This is a genomic window from Pseudomonas sp. Eth.TT006, from assembly GCF_054456575.1.
Genome location: NZ_JBTJEN010000001.1, coordinates 157,334 through 174,826 on the forward strand (window position 1 = coordinate 157,334; position 17,493 = coordinate 174,826).

Annotated in this window: 13 protein-coding genes; 11 read left to right on the forward strand and 2 right to left on the reverse strand. The window is 62.3% G+C overall.

The annotated features are described in order from the left end of the window. Positions 1–328 precede the first annotated feature (328 nt). The 6 genes from ACXR0M_RS00765 (at position 329) to ACXR0M_RS00790 (ending at position 8,514) form a co-directional block, all read left to right on the forward strand. Positions 329–1,888 (forward strand): glycosyltransferase, encoded by a 1,560-nt coding sequence (locus ACXR0M_RS00765; protein ID WP_458829026.1) that lies wholly within the window; start codon positions 329–331, stop codon positions 1,886–1,888. Next, positions 1,882–3,186, forward strand: coding sequence for a glycosyltransferase (locus ACXR0M_RS00770; RefSeq protein ID WP_458829028.1), 1,305 nt, complete (start codon positions 1,882–1,884; stop codon positions 3,184–3,186). Before ACXR0M_RS00765 ends, ACXR0M_RS00770 begins: the two co-directional genes overlap by 7 nt. Next, positions 3,183–4,337 (forward strand): acyltransferase family protein, encoded by a 1,155-nt coding sequence (locus ACXR0M_RS00775; protein ID WP_458829030.1) that lies wholly within the window; start codon positions 3,183–3,185, stop codon positions 4,335–4,337. Before ACXR0M_RS00770 ends, ACXR0M_RS00775 begins: the two co-directional genes overlap by 4 nt. Beyond that, entirely contained in the window at positions 4,331–5,149 is an 819-nt protein-coding gene (locus tag ACXR0M_RS00780; protein WP_458829032.1) for a class I SAM-dependent methyltransferase, read from the forward strand. Before ACXR0M_RS00775 ends, ACXR0M_RS00780 begins: the two co-directional genes overlap by 7 nt. Before the next feature lie 61 nt (positions 5,150–5,210). Beyond that, positions 5,211–6,398: a DUF3142 domain-containing protein gene (locus ACXR0M_RS00785; RefSeq protein WP_458829034.1), complete on the forward strand. Its 1,188-nt coding sequence runs from the start codon at positions 5,211–5,213 to the stop codon at positions 6,396–6,398. After that, positions 6,385–8,514: a hypothetical protein gene (locus ACXR0M_RS00790; protein ID WP_458829036.1), complete on the forward strand. Its 2,130-nt coding sequence runs from the start codon at positions 6,385–6,387 to the stop codon at positions 8,512–8,514. The genes ACXR0M_RS00785 and ACXR0M_RS00790 overlap by 14 nt, the downstream gene beginning before the upstream one ends. Here ACXR0M_RS00790 and ACXR0M_RS00795 read toward each other — a convergent pair. Next, complete coding sequence (locus tag ACXR0M_RS00795; protein WP_458829038.1) at positions 8,511–9,140, reverse strand: LysE family translocator; 630 nt, start codon at positions 9,138–9,140, stop codon at positions 8,511–8,513. The two genes, ACXR0M_RS00790 and ACXR0M_RS00795, sit on opposite strands and share 4 nt — an antisense overlap. 144 nt (positions 9,141–9,284) lie before the next feature. On the opposite strand from ACXR0M_RS00795, the gene ACXR0M_RS00800 reads away from it, so the two are divergent. Continuing rightward, positions 9,285–9,758, forward strand: a complete 474-nt coding sequence (locus ACXR0M_RS00800) for an Lrp/AsnC family transcriptional regulator (RefSeq protein ID WP_007960832.1) — start codon at positions 9,285–9,287, stop codon at positions 9,756–9,758. A 98-nt stretch (positions 9,759–9,856) separates the two neighbouring features. Here the strand turns inward: ACXR0M_RS00800 and lpdA are convergent, their stop codons facing one another. Then, a complete protein-coding gene (gene lpdA, locus ACXR0M_RS00805; RefSeq protein WP_458829040.1) occupies positions 9,857–11,257 on the reverse strand; it encodes a dihydrolipoyl dehydrogenase in 1,401 nt (466 codons plus the stop codon). 207 nt (positions 11,258–11,464) lie between these two features. On the opposite strand from lpdA, the gene hflK (ACXR0M_RS00810) reads away from it, so the two are divergent. Genes hflK (ACXR0M_RS00810) through ACXR0M_RS00825 form a run of 4 tightly spaced genes read left to right on the forward strand, consistent with a single transcriptional unit; the run spans position 11,465 to position 17,431 of the window. After that, a complete protein-coding gene (hflK, locus tag ACXR0M_RS00810) occupies positions 11,465–13,426 on the forward strand; it encodes a protease modulator HflK (RefSeq protein ID WP_458829041.1) in 1,962 nt (653 codons plus the stop codon). Further along, a complete protein-coding gene (gene hflC, locus ACXR0M_RS00815; RefSeq protein WP_458829043.1) occupies positions 13,423–14,469 on the forward strand; it encodes a protease modulator HflC in 1,047 nt (348 codons plus the stop codon). The genes hflK (ACXR0M_RS00810) and hflC overlap by 4 nt, the downstream gene beginning before the upstream one ends. Beyond that, positions 14,466–15,527, forward strand: coding sequence for a protease modulator HflK (gene hflK, locus ACXR0M_RS00820; RefSeq protein WP_458829045.1), 1,062 nt, complete (start codon positions 14,466–14,468; stop codon positions 15,525–15,527). The genes hflC and hflK (ACXR0M_RS00820) overlap by 4 nt, the downstream gene beginning before the upstream one ends. Next, positions 15,524–17,431, forward strand: a complete 1,908-nt coding sequence (locus ACXR0M_RS00825) for a cation-translocating P-type ATPase (protein ID WP_458829047.1) — start codon at positions 15,524–15,526, stop codon at positions 17,429–17,431. The genes hflK (ACXR0M_RS00820) and ACXR0M_RS00825 overlap by 4 nt, the downstream gene beginning before the upstream one ends. Positions 17,432–17,493: the final 62 nt, after the last annotated feature.

A 17,493-nucleotide genomic window follows, 5' to 3' on the forward strand; every position in this document is an offset into this window, starting at 1 on the left:
ACGACAGGCGAAGTCGTTGTTGTAGTTGTTTGTTGCCAATCTGTGCCAAATGCCGGGCAATTTCAACAGGGCAAACCGTGACCGGTCAGTTCTCGTCAGAGTAGACGGGTTTATTCGCGCCGGGCGGTTCACGAATCCTCGACGGATGTGTTTAGAATGCCCCTCGTCGCGTTCGACAGTGGCTGTTCAGCCCCCGTCGGACCGACCTCTAAAAACAACAACAAAGACGGCTGGAAGATGCATGAGAGTGTCGATATACCGACCACGATCCGGCGCTTCACCGTCAAAGATCGGGGCAGCCGGGATGGCGGCTTCAGCGTGGGATGCCATGAACTTCATTCTTTACTCGGACGTCAACGACCGTTCCATCAGTCAGAGTCTCGGGCGTCCCGAATACAGTTATTATTTCGTGCTCAAGGCCTATCGCCCGGTGCTGGAAAGCCTTGGACGGGTGCATGTGGTGTCCGCCATCACCGAGGTTGATCCGCTCTTCCGCCAATTGCGCGACGCGGGCGAAGATAGCCTGTTTCTCTCCTTCACCCCGCCGCAAAACACCCCGACCGATCTCGAGTGTCCGACCCTGTGTGTCGTTGCCTGGGAGTTCGATTCGATTCCGGACGAGACGTGGGACAACGATCCGCGCCACGACTGGACGCAGATGCTGGCCCGACAAGGGCGGGTGATTACCCTGTCCAGTCACACTGCGCGGGCGATTCGCCGGGCGCTGGGCGAGGATTTTCCGGTGCTGGTGCTGCCGACACCGTTGTGGGAAAGCTTTGCGGCGATTCGTCAGCAGCACGTTCCGGCGCCAGTCAATCCTGGGACGGCGCTGGCGATCAAGGGCTGTATTTTCGACAGTCGTACGCTGGCGCTCTCGCCTGATGTCCTGCTGCCCAAACCGCTGACCGCCGAGCAACTGGCCGCGATCGAGGCGCAGCGTCCACCTGCGCTGACCTTCAAACGGCGTCTGGTTATTGCCCGGCATTATCTGCGTCAGTGGCGCCTGGACGCGGGCCGCGAACAGCAACAGCCACGGGTGGTGTTTCTGCATCACTGGTATTGGGAAGGACTGCGCGACCTGTTCTCGCCCAAGGCTCATGCCTGGCTGGAACGGCGGCTGCCGAGCATTGCCGGACCACAGGCGGTGACAGTGGCCGAACCTGCGCCGCTGGATCTGCCGGACACCACTTCGGTGGTCGAGACCACGGTCGATGGCGTGGTTTACGTCACGGTGTTCAACCCCAGGGACGGCCGCAAGAACTGGCATCAGCTGATTACCGCGTTTTGCTGGGCGTTTCGCGAGACCACCGATGCAACGCTGGTGCTGAAAATTACCCAGAACGATCTGGCGTCTTACTACAGCGAATTGATGACCCTGTTGGCCCAGCTCTCGCCCTTCGCGTGCAGGGTGCTGGTGCTGCACGGTTACCTGGATGACGCGCAGTACGCCGAGCTTTACGCGGCTGCCAGTTTCTATGTCAACGCTTCACGCTGCGAGGGCTTGTGCCTGCCTCTGATGGAGTTCATGTCCAGTGGCAAACCGGTGATCGCCCCGAACCACACGGCCATGGAAGACTACATCGACGACAGCGTCGCGTTCGTGGTCGCATCCAGTGAAGAGCCTGCTATCTGGCCGCAGGACTCGCGGCTGATTTACCGCACCCTGCGCCATCGCCCGGATTGGGGGTCGCTGAAACAAGCCTACGAAGACAGCTACCGCATGGCCAAAGACCAGCCGCAGCAATACCGGCAGATGTCGGCAGCCGTGGTCGAGCGCATGCATGACTACTGCGCTTTTGCCCCGGTGCAAACGCGCATGGCTGACTTTTTCGGGCTTGCACCGCATGCCGCCCATGCTGCGTCAGTGACGGAAAACGCCTCATGCTGATCATCATTCATTCGGAAACCAACCAGCACACCATCGCGCAGAACCTGGGTCGCTCGGAGTACAGCTATTACTTCGTGCTCAAGGAGTACCGTCCGGTGCTCGAGCGTCTCGGACGCGTGGTGGAAGTCAGCGATCCGTTGGCTGAAGTCGATGCGCTTTATCTGGAATGCCAAAGCAGGGGCGAGCCCTGCGTGTTTCTGTCGTTCTCGCCGCCCCATCGCACGCCGGTACATCTGAAATGTCCGACGCTGCCGGTGTTTGCATGGGAGTTCAGCACCATTCCCGATGAGCCGTTTGCCGGCGAGCCGCGCAATGACTGGCGCACGGTGCTGCGAGCCTGCGGGGCAGCGATCACCCACTCCAGCTACACGGTCAACGCAGTGCGCGAGGTAATGGACAACGAATATCCGATCGTTGCGGTTCCGGCGCCGGTGTGGGATCGCTTTGCCGCCCGCGGTGCATCGTTGCAGGGCCAGCCATCGACCGGACCGGTACGGTTGAAGATCAAAGGACTGGTGGCCGACAGTCGTACGCTCGATTTGAATGCATTCGCTCCCAGGCCTTTGCGCACGGGCAAGGGTATCGATTTCCAGGCGCCGGTCAGAGATCAGGAGTTGCTGCTCGACGGGGTGGTCTACACCTCGGTATTCAATCCCGGTGACGGGCGCAAGAACTGGGAGGACATGCTCAGTGCGTTCTGCGTAACGTTCCGTGAGGTCGAGGACGCAACGCTGGTGCTGAAACTGACGCATCACGATGCCGAAGAGGCGCTGAGCGACATCCTCCACCACCTGTACAAGAATCAGTCTTACCGCTGCCGTATCGTGTTGATCTACGGCTACCTCGCGGACGCCGATTACGAGCGTCTGGTGCAGGCGACCCGCTATGTGGTCAACACGTCCTACGGCGAGGGCCAGTGCCTGCCGTTGATGGAGTTCATGTCGTGCGGAAAACCCGCAGTGGCTCCGCGCACCACGGCCATGATCGATTACCTGAGTGCCGACAACGCCTTCCTGATCGACTCCACCGACGAACTGACCGCCTGGCCGCATGATCCACGCAAGGCTTTTCGCACGCTGCGTTATGTAACCAATTGGACGTCCTTGTGTACGGCCTATCGCGCCAGCTATGCGGTCGCCAAAGACGATCCGCAACGTTATGCGCGGATGGCGGCGCAAGCGGTGAGCAGTCTGCAGGGTTTCTGCAGTCAGGCGGTGGCCGAGCAGCGGCTGCAGGTGTTTCTGCGGCAGTTGTTCGAAAGCCGGTTTGCCGCAGCCCCGGAGATGTCCGGGGCATGAACGGCAAACGGATCATGGACATCGAAGTGCTGCGCGCAATCGCGGTGCTCGGTGTGCTGTTTCATCACCTGCAGGGCAGCCTGTTCATCGATACCGTGCCTTTGCTGCAGAGCGTCCACAATTGGGCGCAATCGTGGTGGGGCGTGGACCTGTTTTTTGCCATCTCCGGGTTTGTCATCGCGCGCAGCCTGATTCCGGCCCTTGGCAATTGCACGACGCGTCGGCAGTGCTGGGAGCAGACACGCAATTTCTGGCTGCGCCGAGCCTTTCGTTTGCTGCCCTCGGCCTGGTTGTGGCTGGCACTGATGTTGCTGGCCTGTGTCGTCTTCAACCGCTCAGGCGCGTTCGGCACGCTGCACGCCAACCTGCAGGCGACGTTGGCCGGGGTGTTGCAATATGCCAATTTCCGCTTTGCCGACAGTTTCTTTCATTACGAATACGGCAGCAGTTTCGTCTACTGGAGCCTGGCGCTGGAGGAGCAGTTCTACCTGTTGTTCCCTTTGCTGATTCTGCTGTGCCGCAGGCACCTGGTCTGGGCCTTGCTGGCGCTGGTCGCGGTGCAACTGTTGACCCTGCGCACGCCGTTGCTGATGGTGGTGCGCACCGATGCCCTGGCCCTCGGGGTATTGCTGGCGATGTGGAGTGTGCGGCCCGGTTATCAACGTTGCGAACCGACTTTTCTACGGCGGCCATGGGCCGGTGTGTCGGTCCTGATCGCGCTGGTGTTGCTGCTGAGCTACATGGCCACTGACCGGTTTACCTTTGCCTCTTACCGCATCGGCTCAATCGCCGTGCTCAGCGCGCTGCTGGTGTGGATCGCTTCGTACAACCGCGATTACCTGTGGCCGGCCGGAAGGGTGCAGCACACGATGGCGTGGATCGGCAGCCGTTCCTACGGCATCTACCTGATCCATATTCCGGCCTATTTGCTGGTCCGTGAATTGATCTTTCGCCTGCAGGGCGCAGGGCTGCCCAGTCCGGCCGGGCATCCGCTGCTCACCGTGCTGATCGCCTGCAGTCTGATCGCGCTGCTCAGCGAGTTGAATTACCGCTTCATCGAAACGCCGATGCGCAATCGCGGCGCCGCGCTGGTGCGCCGCCTTGGTATGTCGCGAACCGCCGTCCCATCCTCTGGAGCTACCTCATGCTGAGCCTTTTGAAGAAACTCACGGCGACCTCTTCCGCACCGGTCGCTGTGCAACCTGCTGCCGACAAGGTCGATCCGTACATGCTCGGCCTCTACGACGCAAAGCTCAGCGGCTGGTACAACCAGGAGACTGACGAGCTGTTCACCGGGTTTCGCGTGAGCGCCGATGACACCCTGCTCGATGTCGGCTGCGGCGATGGCGGCAATGTGTATTTCTGCGGCATGCGCGGGGCGAAGATCATCATCGCCGACATCGACGCGGCCAAGGTCGAGGCGACCCGCCAGCGCCTCAGCGATACCCCGGCACGCAACGTCGAATGCCACATCACCGACTGCAACCCGTTGCCGATCGCCGACGGCACCGCCACCCGCGTGGTGTCCACCGAAGTCATCGAGCACGTCGACGATCCGGCGCAGTTCCTTGCCGAACTGGTGCGGGTCGGCCAGTCGGGTGCACTGTACCTGTTGAGCGTGCCGCATCCCAGCTCCGAAGACCTGCAGAAGGACATCGCCTCGCCGGAGTATTTCCAGAAGCCCAATCACATTCGCGTCATCAGCGAAGACCAGTTCAAGGCAATGGTCAGCGATGCCGGGCTGGAGATCATCAGCCACAGCCAGTACGGTTTCTACTGGTCGATGTGGATGTTGCTGTTCTGGGAAGCCAAGGTCGAGTTCAGCAACCCCGATCACCCGTTGCTCGAGCATTGGGCCAACACCTGGCAAGCCGTGCTCGATTCGCCCCGAGGCGCGCAGATCAAGCAGGCGCTGGATGCGGTGGTGGCGAAAAGTCAGGTAATCATCGCCCGCAAGCCCTGAGTCACTCCTACGCGGATTTGTGTACCCTGCGTTTTTTGCATCGGCAGGGAACGGGCATTTCATGCGGTTCGGCTTTTCGATTTTGATCGCGGCGCTGCTGCTGGCCGCGTGCGAGCGGCATGACGCCGCCGCTCTCGACCAACAACTTTATATCTGGCAACGCCAATGGACCCCGGCCCATGACGCCGCCCTGCGCGACAGCCGCGAAAGTTTTTCGACCTTGCGCGTGCTGGCCTTGCAGGCGTTTCCCAATGACGGCTGGCATCGGGCACGAATCGATGCGGCGTTGCTCAGGCAGGATGGCCGGCCGCTGATCGCGGTGATTCGTCTCGACGGTCAGCTCAAGTCGCTGGATCAGGAGCAGGTCACGGCGCAGATCCTTCAGGTGCTCGCCGACTGGCAGACACAGGGGCTGACCCTGAGCGGCGTCGAGATCGACCATGACGCGGGCAACGCGCGTTTGCCGGATTACACCGAGTTCCTGACGCATCTGCGTTCGACATTGCCGGCGTCATTGCCGCTGAGCATCACAGCACTGCCGGCGTGGCTCGGCAGCCCGCAGTTGCCAGGGTTGCTGGCCACGGTCGACAGCAGCGTGCTGCAGGTGCATGCCGTCAGCGATCCGCGACGCGGCTTGTTCGACCCGGAGCAGGCGCAACGCTGGGCGAATGACTGGGCGAAGATCAGCCGCAAACCGTTTTATCTGGCACTGCCGGCCTATGGCGTGGCGCTGCTTGCGGATGCCGGTGGTGCGCCGGTGGTGGAGAGTGAGGTGCCGGTCGAGCGCGACGGGCAGCGCCGCGAACTGCTCGCCGATCCGCTGCAACTGAGTCAACTTGCAAAGGCGCTGCGCGAGGATCCGCCAGCGCATCTGGCCGGGCTGATCTGGTTTCGCCTGCCGCTGGCCAACGACCGCCGGGCCTGGAGCCTGATCACGCTGCGTGCCGTGGCCGCTGGCGACGCCTTGCGCAGCGAGCTTGGATTGAGCTTCAGCGAGCACGATGGCCTCTACGACATCCACCTCACCAATCCGGGCAATCTCGACGCGGCGTGGCCGGCGCAGTTGCGCGTCAAGGCCAATGGCTGTGAGGGCGCCGACGCACTCGCCGGTTACGCGTTGCAACAAAGCGCGGATCTGCTTACCTTCACCCGCCTGCGCGACGGTCGTTTGCCGGCGGGTGGACAACGGGCCATCGGTTGGGCGCGCTGTGCATTTATTGATCAAGGAGGTTCGCATGTTGACCCGTAACTGGCCCCGCCATCTGCTCTGCCTGAGCCTCAGCCTGCCGCTGGGTTCGGCGCTGGCTTGCGGCCCGGACTTCCCGATGCGCCTGCTCGACAATCGCGGGCAAACCCTGGCCGAACTGCCGGAGGGCAACTTCAACTTCGAGATCAGCCGCTTGGGCAAAACCATTGCCGGGCTGAAGAACGTCACCGCGGCGACTTACAATCCCGACGCCATGTACGGCGACGAAAGCGAACCTGCTGCGCTGCGCGAAAAAGCCGAACAGGTCGGTCTGAGCGCCGAGCAACAGGCGCTGGTCAAGCAACTGCGCGGCCTGACCGATGCGCGGCAGGTCGAGGCGCAGGGCGCCAGTCTGCCGGCGGAAATTCGTCTGTACGTGGCTGGCGCGGTGGCATTTGCCACGGGCGATCATCAGCTGGCCGTCGAGTACTTCAACAAGGTGCTGGCGCTGCCGGTCGATCAGCGTCCGCTGCGCAGCACCTGGGCGGCGTACTCGCTAGGACGCACCTGGTTCGCCATGAGTGCCGAGGCGAGCAACATCATCGAACCGCTGGAGCAGGCGCTCGAGGCGTTCCGTCAGGCCCGGCAGATGAGCATTGATGGCTTGAGTGATCCGCTGGAACTCGGCGTGGCCAGTCTCGGTGAAGAGGCGCGGGCGCTGCGCACGGTTGGCGACTGGAGCGGCGCCATCCAATTGTATGAGGCGCAGAACCTGCACGGCTCGGCCGTGGGTTATACCTCGCTGAAACAGCTGGTGAATGAAATGGCCGAGCTGCCCGAGCCGCAGCTGGAGAAACTGCTGATCCGTGAGCCGGTGCAGCAACTGGTCACTGCCTGGTTGATCAGTCGCATGGGCTGGTCGTTCGACGAGCAGCCGCCGAACGAAAAGAAACTGATCAAGCTGTTGCAGAACAACACCCGTGGCAGTCTGGAAAATGCTGATCGGCTGGCGGCGCTGAATTACCAACAGGGCGATTACGCCAGCGCCAAGGCGTTCCTCGAGAACGCCGGTGACGGCGGGCTGGCGTGGTGGCTGCGGGCGAAACTGGCGCTGCGTGACGGCGATAAAAATGCTGCCGCTGCGGCCTATGCCAAAGCTGCGCAGGCCTTTCCGCAGAACGAGGACTGGGGCTACCGCCGCACCCCGGACTGGAATCTGGAAACCGTCCAGCCCAAATGCCGGGTCGAGGGCGAGAGCGCGATCCTCGCCTTGCAGCGCGGTGAATACCTGCAAGCGTTCGTGCAGCTGTATCGCAGCAACAGCATCTACTGGTTCGACGCGGCGACAGTGGCCGAGCGCGTGCTGACGGTTGATGAGCTCAAGCGTTATGTCGATGACAACGTGCCGGCGCCACCGGCGCTGACCCAGCAGCAGCGCGACAATTACGTGCCGCTGCCGGTCGCTGCCAGCCTGCGCAACCTGCTGGGACGACGACTGCTGCGCGAAGGGCATTACGAGGAAGCGGTCGGCTATTTCGACAATCCCGATCTGCAGCACAGGGCTCGACTCTACGGCGAACAGCGGATCAAGGCTGACGCTGCCTGGTGGCCGAGCAAACGTGCCAGCGCCCTGTACAACGCGGCGTGGACGGCACGCGAGTGGGGCATGGATATTCTCGGTTACGAGATGGCCCCGGATTACGCGACGTTTGGCGGCAACTACAGCCTGGAAAGTACCGAGCTGAAAGTCGGGCCGTTGGTGGCTGAGGACGAAGTCAAACGCCAGAAAGCCAGTGAAGCGCAGCCGGATCAGCGTTATCACTACCGCTTTGTCGCCACCGCGCTGGCCAGTCGCGCCGCCGACAATTTGCCGCACACCAGCCAGGCGTTTGCCGCGGTGTTGTGCAACGCGGTCGGTTTCAACAGCAGTCTGGAGGAGCAAAGTGCACTGTATCGCCGTTACGTCAACGAAGGTCCGTACGTGCCTTGGGCGGTGGACTTCGGCAATCAATGTCCGTACCCGGATTTCGAAAACGCCGACAAGCGTTACGTGACCCAGGTGACCGATGCCGTGCGCAATACCTTGCGCCCGTATAAATGGCCGGTGATCGGTGTTTTGCTGCTGCTCAGTGCCGGCGCTCTGGCGTTGTTCAGTCGGCGCAAGGCACGCAAGCCCTAAGCCTGCTGGATAAAGGTCAGGCGTACGGCAAAGCCGATCAACAGGCTGCCGAACAGCCATTGCTGGACCCGCTGGGCAGTTGGACTGTGTTGCAGCCAACGGCCCAGCGCGGCGCCGGTCAGGGCGAAGGCGCTGTCGAACAACAGCCCGATGCCCACCAGCAACGCGCCGAGGACAGCGAACTGGCTGAGCACCGGCGAACCATCATTGACGATGAATTGCGGCAACAGCACCGAGCAGAACAGCAGGGCCTTGGGGTTGAGCAGATTGGTCAGCAGGCCGCGCCGGATCGCTTCGCGCCATTGCCCGTGTGTAGCGCTTTCAGGGGCTGCGGCGAGGTTCGGCACCAGGCTGCTGCGCAGACACTGAATGCCGATCCACAGCAGATACGCCGCGCCCGCCAGTCGCACCAGGTCAAAAGTCCACGGCGCTGCCTTGAACAGCGCCGCCAGGCCCAATGCCGCCAACGCCACATGACAACCGCGGGCAACCGCGAGGCCCACGGCGGTCGCCAGCGCCGCGCCGCGACCCTGGCGGGCACCGGTTTGCAGCAACAGGATCATGTCCGGACCGGGCAGCAGGAAGACCACCGCCAATGCCAGAAAAAACAGCCAGATACTCGCCATGTCGCAGCCCTTTGGTGGTCGATTCGGTGAACAGATTTTAGGGCTGAAGGGCAGGGCAGGTGCTTGCGTAGTCAGCTTCAAAAACCTGCACGATTGGCATAATCTGCGTGCTTTTCGCGCCTTTACTATCGGGATCTGCCAACCATGAAACTCGACGCTTTCGACCGCAAGATTCTCGCAGCCCTGCAACGCAACGGGCGGTTGAGCAATGTCGAACTGGCGGACGAGATCGGCTTGTCGGCGTCACCGTGCTTGCGCCGGGTGCGAATGCTGGAGGAGGCCGGGGTGATTCGCGGCTATCAGGCCAATCTGGATCGCGACGAGGTGGGGCTGGGGCTGACGGTGTTTGTCGGGGTCAAGGTCGAGCGCCACAACGACGAACAGGCCGAAGCTTTTTATGCAGCGGTCACGGCGCTGCCCGAGGTGATCTCGGCGTTTCTGGTGTCAGGGGAATCGGACTTTCTGTTGCAGGTGGTGGTGCCGGATCTGCGTGCGTATGACCGTTTTCTCAGTGGTTGCCTGCTGAAGCTGCCGGGGGTGAGCGACATTCGCAGCAATTTTGCGATTCACACGGTGAAGACGCCGGGGGCGTTGCCGTTGGGACATCTTCCGCTGTAGACCGCGTCGCCTTGGTCGCGAGCAGGCTCACTCCTGCATTTAAGCGCTTTCCAATGTTGGAATGAGCCCTGCTCGCGATAGCTGTGTCACTCGCCAAGCTACATCTGCGTCGCCATCCCCTCGACATTCATCGCCGCTTGGCGCAATGCCTCTGAACGAGTCGGATGCGGGTGGCAGGTCAGGGCGATATCTTCGGCCGAGGCGCTGAATTCCATGGCCACGCAGTATTCGCCGATCATTTCGCTGACGCTCGGGCCAACCAGGTGCACCCCGAGGATTTCGTCCGTGCGCTCGTCGGCGAGGACTTTGGCGAAACCTTCGGTTTCGTGGTTGATCTTCGCCCGGCTGTTGGCGCTGAACGGGAATTTTCCGACTTTGTAGGCGCGGCCTTCGGCCTTGAGCTGCTCTTCGGTCTGGCCCACGCTGGCCAGCTCCGGACGGGTGTAGATGACGTTGGGAATCAAGGCGTAATTGACCTCGCCGGCCTTGCCGACGATCTGTTCGACACAGGCCATCGCTTCGTCTTCGGCCTTGTGCGCGAGCATCGGCCCCGATGTCACGTCGCCGATCACCCAGACACCGGGCGCTTCGGTGCGATGCTGGCGGTTGGCGAGCATGCCGCGTTTGTCGGTGGTCAGGCCGACATTCTCCAGGCCCAGCCCTTCGGTGTAAGGGCGCCGGCCGATCGCAACCAGCACGTAGTCGGCTTCCAGCAGCTCGGCGCTGCCACCGGCAGCCGGTTCGACGCTGAGTTGCACACCGCTGGCCGAAGTGGTGGCGCTGGTGACCTTTGAGCTCAGCTTGAAGCGGATGCCTTGTTTGCTCAGCGCGCGCTGCAGGGTCTTGCCGGCCTCGCCATCGACGCCGGGACAGATGCGGTCGAGGTATTCGACCACAGTCACCTCGGCCCCGAGGCGACGCCAGACCGAGCCCAGTTCGAGACCGATCACCCCGGCGCCAATCACCACCAGATGCCTGGGCACTTCATTCAGGGAAAGCGCGCCGGTGGAATCGAGGATGCGTTGGTTGTCGATCTCGACGCCGGGCAGGGGCGTGGGTTCGGAGCCGGTGGCGATGATGATGTCCTTGGCGCTCAACTCGGTCTGGTTGCCTTGATCGTCGGTCACGCTGACTTTGCCCGGGCCGTCGATGTGGCCCCAGCCCTTGATCCAGTCGACCTTGTTCTTGCGAAACAGAAACTCGATGCCTTTGGTCAGGCCGCTGACGCTCTGGTCTTTCTGTTTCATCATTTGCGCGAGGTTGAGTTTGGGTTTGACCTCAATGCCAAGGTTGGCGAATTCCGCACCCATGGCTGCGTCGTACAGCTCCGAGGCATGCAGCAAGGCTTTGGATGGCATGCAGCCGACGTTCAGGCAGGTGCCGCCCAAGGTGGCGCGACCTTCCACGCACGCAGCTTTCAGGCCCAGTTGGCCGGCGCGAATCGCCGCGTTATATCCACCGGGGCCGCCGCCCAGAATGACCACATCATAGTGACTCATGCTCTTGCTCCTCATTGGAAATGCGCATCGCCAAGTATCGGTCGCTTAAAATTACGAACGTAATATGTGCGCTTCGGGACATTTCGGTCAAGGCTTCAGGCAAGCGACAGGTTGCACGTCTTTAGATAGGCGTATTTGTGTACGAATATTTCACGTGTTTGGTTATATGGTAACGATCAGACCGCTGAATCTATGCTTTGGGGTGATATGCAAGTCGATCTGGATGTCGATGGCACGCAAGTGACCGGATTGCCGCGCTTTCAACAAGCGGCCTCGCAGGGGCGCCGCTTGCGCCGCCTGGCTGTTGGTCTTGGCGCGTTGGCCGGGGCGGGGTGGGTGTTGGCGTTTTTTATAGGACTGTTTGCCGCGCAATCGTTGTGGCCGGCGTTGCTGGTGAATCTGAGCGCGGCAGTGCTGGTGCTGGTCGCCGGGCTGCAGTCGGCGTGGTGGGTGACCCAGTGGCGCGCACGGGTGATGAACCCGCCGGCACCAGCGATCCGGGAGTCGGAGGCAGCAGCGCCTGATGGCTGGTACGAACGGCTGCTGGAGCGTCTGAGTCAACGCGGAGTGCATCTGCTTGGGCAGATCGGCACCGCCACTCTTTGGCTCGGCGGCTGGGCAGCCTTGGTGGTGTTGAGCATCGAGCAAGTGTGGAACCTGACATTGCCAGCCGGTGCCGTCGGCCTGTCTGCAACCGTTGGCGCGGTGCTGATGCTGCTGCTGGGCTTCGGCTTGCTGGTGCTGGAACGCCAACTGGCCCAGGAAAATCCGGCGCAATGGCCGGAAGCCGCTGCCCTCAGCCAATTGGCGCGGGTGACGATCATCAGTCTGGTGCTCGGCGCGTTGTGTCTGTTATTTGCCAGCGATGCGTCTGTCTGGCCAGTGCGGCTCGCGGTGTTGATCGGTATTCTGCCGGGATTAGTCGCGATCGAGTTGCTATTGCGCGCGTTTCTGTCGGTATTCAGCCCGCGCCGTGAACAGCTCGAACCGACCCTGCTGGCGCGCAGTTTTGTCGCTGACATGCTGCGTTGGCCGCCGCAGCCGTTGCTCGCCTTGCAGCATGAATTGCACAACCGCTTTGGTATCGATCTGCGGCAGATCTGGGCGTTCAGCTACATGCGCCGGGCCTTTCTGCCGGTGCTGGCGCTGGTCGCTGCAGTCGGCTGGTTGCTCACCGGGATTCACGAAATTCCGCTGCAAGGTCGCGGTATCTACGAGCGTTTCGGTAAACCGGTGCAAGTGTTTGGCCCCGGTTTGCACGCCGGTTTGCCCTGGCCGCTGGGCCGGGTGTTGAGCGTTGAGAATGGCGTGGTGCACGAATTGGCGACCAGCGTTGGCGATACTTCGGCAGCGCCTGTTCAGGCTGATCCCGCTGAAGGTCCGGCACCGATGACCGCCAACCGCTTGTGGGATGCCAGCCACGTCAACGATAAATCCCAGGTGATTGCCAGCAGTCGCGGCGATCAGCAGAGCTTCCAGATCGTCAACATGGATGTGCGCTTTGTCTACCGCATCGGTCTGCGCGATCAGGATGCGTTGGCGGCGACCTATAACAACGCTGATGTGCCGACGTTGATTCGCAGCACTGCGAGCCGGATTCTGGTTCACGACTTTGCCTCGCGCACCCTCGATGGTCTGCTGGGCGCGGACAGGGTAGGGCTGGGCGAGGAGATCGGCCGTGCGGTGCAAGGTGATCTGCAGAAACTCGACAGCGGCGTGCAGATTCTCGCCACCGTGGTTGAAGCGATTCATCCACCCGCCGGCGCCGCCAACGCTTATCACGGCGTGCAGGCGGCGCAGATTGGCACCCAGGCGTTGATCTCCCGCGAGCGCGGTGCCGCCGCCGAAGCCAGCAATCAGGCGCAGTTGCAGGCCAGTCTTGCCCGCGATCAGGCCACTGCCAGTGCGCGTGAAGTCAGTGCGACCGCGCAGGCGGCCGACCTGAAATTCAAGGCCGAACGACAAGCGTATGCCAGCGCCGGTCAGGCGTTCGTGCTGGAGCAGTATTTCAGTCAGCTCAGTCAGGGCCTGAGCAAGGCCAAGTTGCTGGTGCTTGACCACCGTTTAGGCGGCAGCAGCAATGCGCCGACCATCGATTTGCGTACGTTCACGCTGCCGGCTGACCCGTCGCCCGCGCGCACCACCGCTCAACCAGGAGTTGCCCATTGAGCCAGTCGCACACTCACGATTCCCATGACCACAGCGGCCACGATCACGGCCACGCCGGACATCACCATCATCATGGGCATCATCACCATCACCACGGTGCGCCGGAAGAAGCGGGACCCTTCCCGTGGCGGCGCATGGGCTGGGCGCTGTTGCTGGTGGCGTTTGCCGTCGCAGCGGCGAGCCTGGTGCAAGTGCGTTCGGGGGAAGCCACGGTCATCACCCGTTTCGGCAATCCCTCGCGAGTGTTGCTTGAGCCCGGTTTGAGCTGGCGCTGGCCGGCGCCGTTCGAAGCGGCGATCCCGGTGGACCTGCGCCTGCGCACCACTTCCAGCGGCTTGCAGGATGTCGGCACCCGCGACGGTTTGCGCATCATCGTGCAAGCCTACGTGGCGTGGCAGGTGCAGGGCGATCCGGACAATGTGCAACGCTTCATGCGTGCAGTGCAGAACCAGCCGGACGAAGCGGCGCGGCAGATTCGCACGTTTGTCGGCTCGGCGCTGGAAACCACCGCCAGCAGTTTCGACCTGGCCAATCTGGTGAACACCGATGCCAGTCAGGTACGCATTGCCGATTTTGAGGCGCAGTTGCGCAAGCAGATCGATCAGCAGTTGCTGGCTACCTACGGAGTGCGTGTGGTGCAAGTCGGTATTGAACGGCTGACTTTGCCTTCAGTGACACTCACCGCCACGGTGGATCGGATGCGCGCCGAGCGTGAAACAATCGCTACCGAACGCACAGCGATTGGCAAACGCGAAGCGGCGCAGATTCGTTCGGCTGCCGAGCGTGATGCGCGAATTGTCCAGGCCGATGCCACGGTGAAAGCCGCGGAAATCGAAGCGCAATCGCGAGTCGAAGCCGCGCAGATTTATGGTCGCGCGTATGCCGGTTCGCCGCAGCTGTACAACCTGCTGCGTTCACTCGATACCCTCGGCACCATCGTTACGCCAGACACCAAACTGATCCTGCGCACCGATGCTGCGCCGTTCCGCGTGCTGGTGGACGGCCCGCCAACTGTCGATAACAAAGCCGGATCGCAACCATGAGTGATGAAGTTCCACGTGGAACACAGGCATTGAGCAGTCCGTGGATTCAGGCCGGACGCTTGGCTTTTTTCGCTCTGTACGCGGTGACAGTATTGGCTGCATTGGCCTGGGCGTTTTCCAATGTGCGGCAGATCGATCCGCAGAATCGCGCTGTGGTTTTGCACTTCGGCGCGCTCGAGCGCATCCAGAATGCCGGCCTGTTATTGGCTTGGCCGCAGCCATTCGAGCAAGTGGTATTGCTGCCCGCGGCGGATCGGGTGATTGAGCGTCGAGTGGAAAATCTGCTGCGCAGCAGTGACGCAATCAAGGCTGATCGGATGGCGACTTTCGCCACACCGCTGAGCGATGCCTTGGCCGGTTCCGGTTATTTGCTGACCGGTGACGCGGGAGTCGTGCAGCTGGATGTGCGGGTGTTTTACAAAGTCACCGACCCTTACGATTTCGTGTTGCAGGGTGATCACGTGTTGCCTGCTCTGGATCGGTTGGTCACCCGCAGCGCGGTGGCTCTGACCGCTGCGCGGGATCTGGACACGATTCTGGTGGCTCGACCGGAGTTGATCGGTGCCGACAATCAGGCCGCCGAACGCCGCGAACGTCTGCGCGGCGATCTGGTGCAAGGTATCAACCAGCGCTTGGCTGAACTGAAGGCGAGCGGGCAGGGCATCGGCATCGAAGTAGCGCGGGTCGACGTGCAGTCGAGTCTGCCGGATCCCGCTGTCAGCGCTTTCAATGCGGTGCTGACCGCCAGTCAGCAAGCCGACAAAGCAGTGGCCAACGCACGCACCGAGGCGGAAAAACTCACCCAGAGCGCCAACGAACAAGCCGACCGCACCTTGCAGGTGGCTCACGCCCAAGCCGGCGAACGGCTGGCGAAAGCTTCCGCCGACACTGCCACCGTGCTGAGCCTGGCGAAAGCGCAGCAGCAGGGCACCGACCCGCAGATGCTTCTGCGTCTGTACCGCGAACGCATGCCGAAAATTCTCGGCCAGGCCGGTTCGATAACCACGGTGGATCCGAAAGACGATTCCCGCCTGATCATTCAGGGAGCCAGTAAATGACTGCGACCACTGCTGCACCGAGCCTGTTGTCCTCGGCCGAACAGCGCCGCGCCGCACGGCAATTGACCCTGGCCATGCTCGCCCTTGGCTTGCTCGGTCTTGGCCTGATCTGGCGTTGGCTGGTACCGGAACAAACCGGCGTCAGTCAGTTGCTGCTCGGGTTTGCTTCTTTATTGGTTGCAGTGCCGGTAATGCGTTCGGCGTGGTACAGCCTGCGCTATCCGAGCCTGCACGGCATTACCGATCAACTGATCGCCCTGGCCATGCTCGGCGCCTGGGCGACCGGCGATCTGCTGACCGCCGCGTTGTTGCCGATCATCATGATCTTCGGCCACGTGCTGGAAGAGCGCAGCGTGATCGGCTCGCAGGAAGCGATTCATGCCCTCGGTCAATTGACCCGCAGCCACGCGCGCAAGATTCAGGCGGACGGCTCGATCATCGAAGTCGATAACGGCACGCTCCGACCCGGCGACACTGTGGAGGTGCGCGCCGGTGATCGGGTGCCGGCGGATGGCCGGGTGCTGTTCGGCCAGGCCAGTCTCGACACGGCGTCGATTACCGGTGAATCGGTCCCGGTTGAAACGGCGGCGGGTATGACGGTGTTCGGCGGGGCGATCAACCTCGACGGGCTGCTGCGCATTGAAGTGACTCGCACAGGTGACCAATCGACGCTGGGCAAGGTCATCGCGCTGATGCAAAACGCCGAGCGCTCGAAACCACCGATCACTCGTCTGCTTGAGCGCTATGCCGGCAGCTATATGGTGCTGGTGTTGTTGTTGGCGGCGGTGACCTGGTTTGTCACCAACGACGCGCAAGCGATGCTCGCGGTGTTGGTCGCGGCGTGCCCTTGTGCCTTGGTGCTGTCGGCACCGGCCACGGCGATCGCCGGGGTGGCGGTGGCGGCACGGCACGGCATTCTGATCCGCAGTTCGGCGTTCCTCGAAGAACTGGCGGACCTGACCTCGCTGGTGGTCGACAAGACCGGCACCCTGACGTACGGCACCTTGCGCTTGCAATCGATCAGCAGCCCGCATTTGGACCAGACCTCTGTAATGGCGCTGGCCGCCAGCCTTGGCGCGGCCAGCAGTCACCCGGTCAGCCGCGCCTTGGCCGGGTTGGTCAGCCAGGAACAGAGCCTGCCATTGACCGACATTCATGAGCGTCAGGGCCTCGGCGTGGTGGCCATGACCGGGCAGGGCGAAGCGGCGCTGGGGCGTCCCGAATTGTTCGCGCAACTGGGCATTGCTACCACGCCGGTGCCCGAGCATGACGGACCCATTGCCGGGTTGGCTTTGAACGGTGAGTTTGTCGCCTGGCTGTTGCTGGCCGACAGCGTCAAGCCGGAAGCGCGGTTCGCCCTCAGTGAATTGCGCGAGCTGGGTCTGGGGCGCCAGTTGTTGCTCACTGGTGACCGCCAGAGTGTTGCGCAGAACTTGGCTCGGGAGGTTGGCCTGCAGGAAGTGCAAGCTCAAGCGCTGCCCGAGGACAAGCTCAACCGCGTGCTCAAAGAGATCGACAACGGTTTCCGGCCGATGGTGGTGGGCGACGGCATCAATGATTCGCTGGCGCTCAAGGCCGGGGTGGTCGGTGTCGCGATGGGCGCGGGCGGCGCTGATATTGCGCTGGCTTCGGCGGATATCGTGCTGATCGGCAGCGACCTGCGGCGCCTCGGCACCTGTGTGCGGCTCAGTCGCCAATGCCGGCGGACGTTGCAGGTCAACGTTATCATCGGTCTGGGCTGGACCCTGGCGATCGTGGTGTTCGCGGCTTTTGGCTGGCTCGGGGCCGCGGGGGCGATGATCGCTGCGTTGTTGCATAACCTCAGCACACTGCTGGTACTGGGCAATGCCGGGCGTTTGTTGCGGTTTCAGGAGCCGTTGCTCAAGCTCCAGGACGATCAATGAAATTATTTTTTGTACCGCTGTAACGCCGTCGGGGCAGCCCTCTCTAGTGCTATGTCGGGACT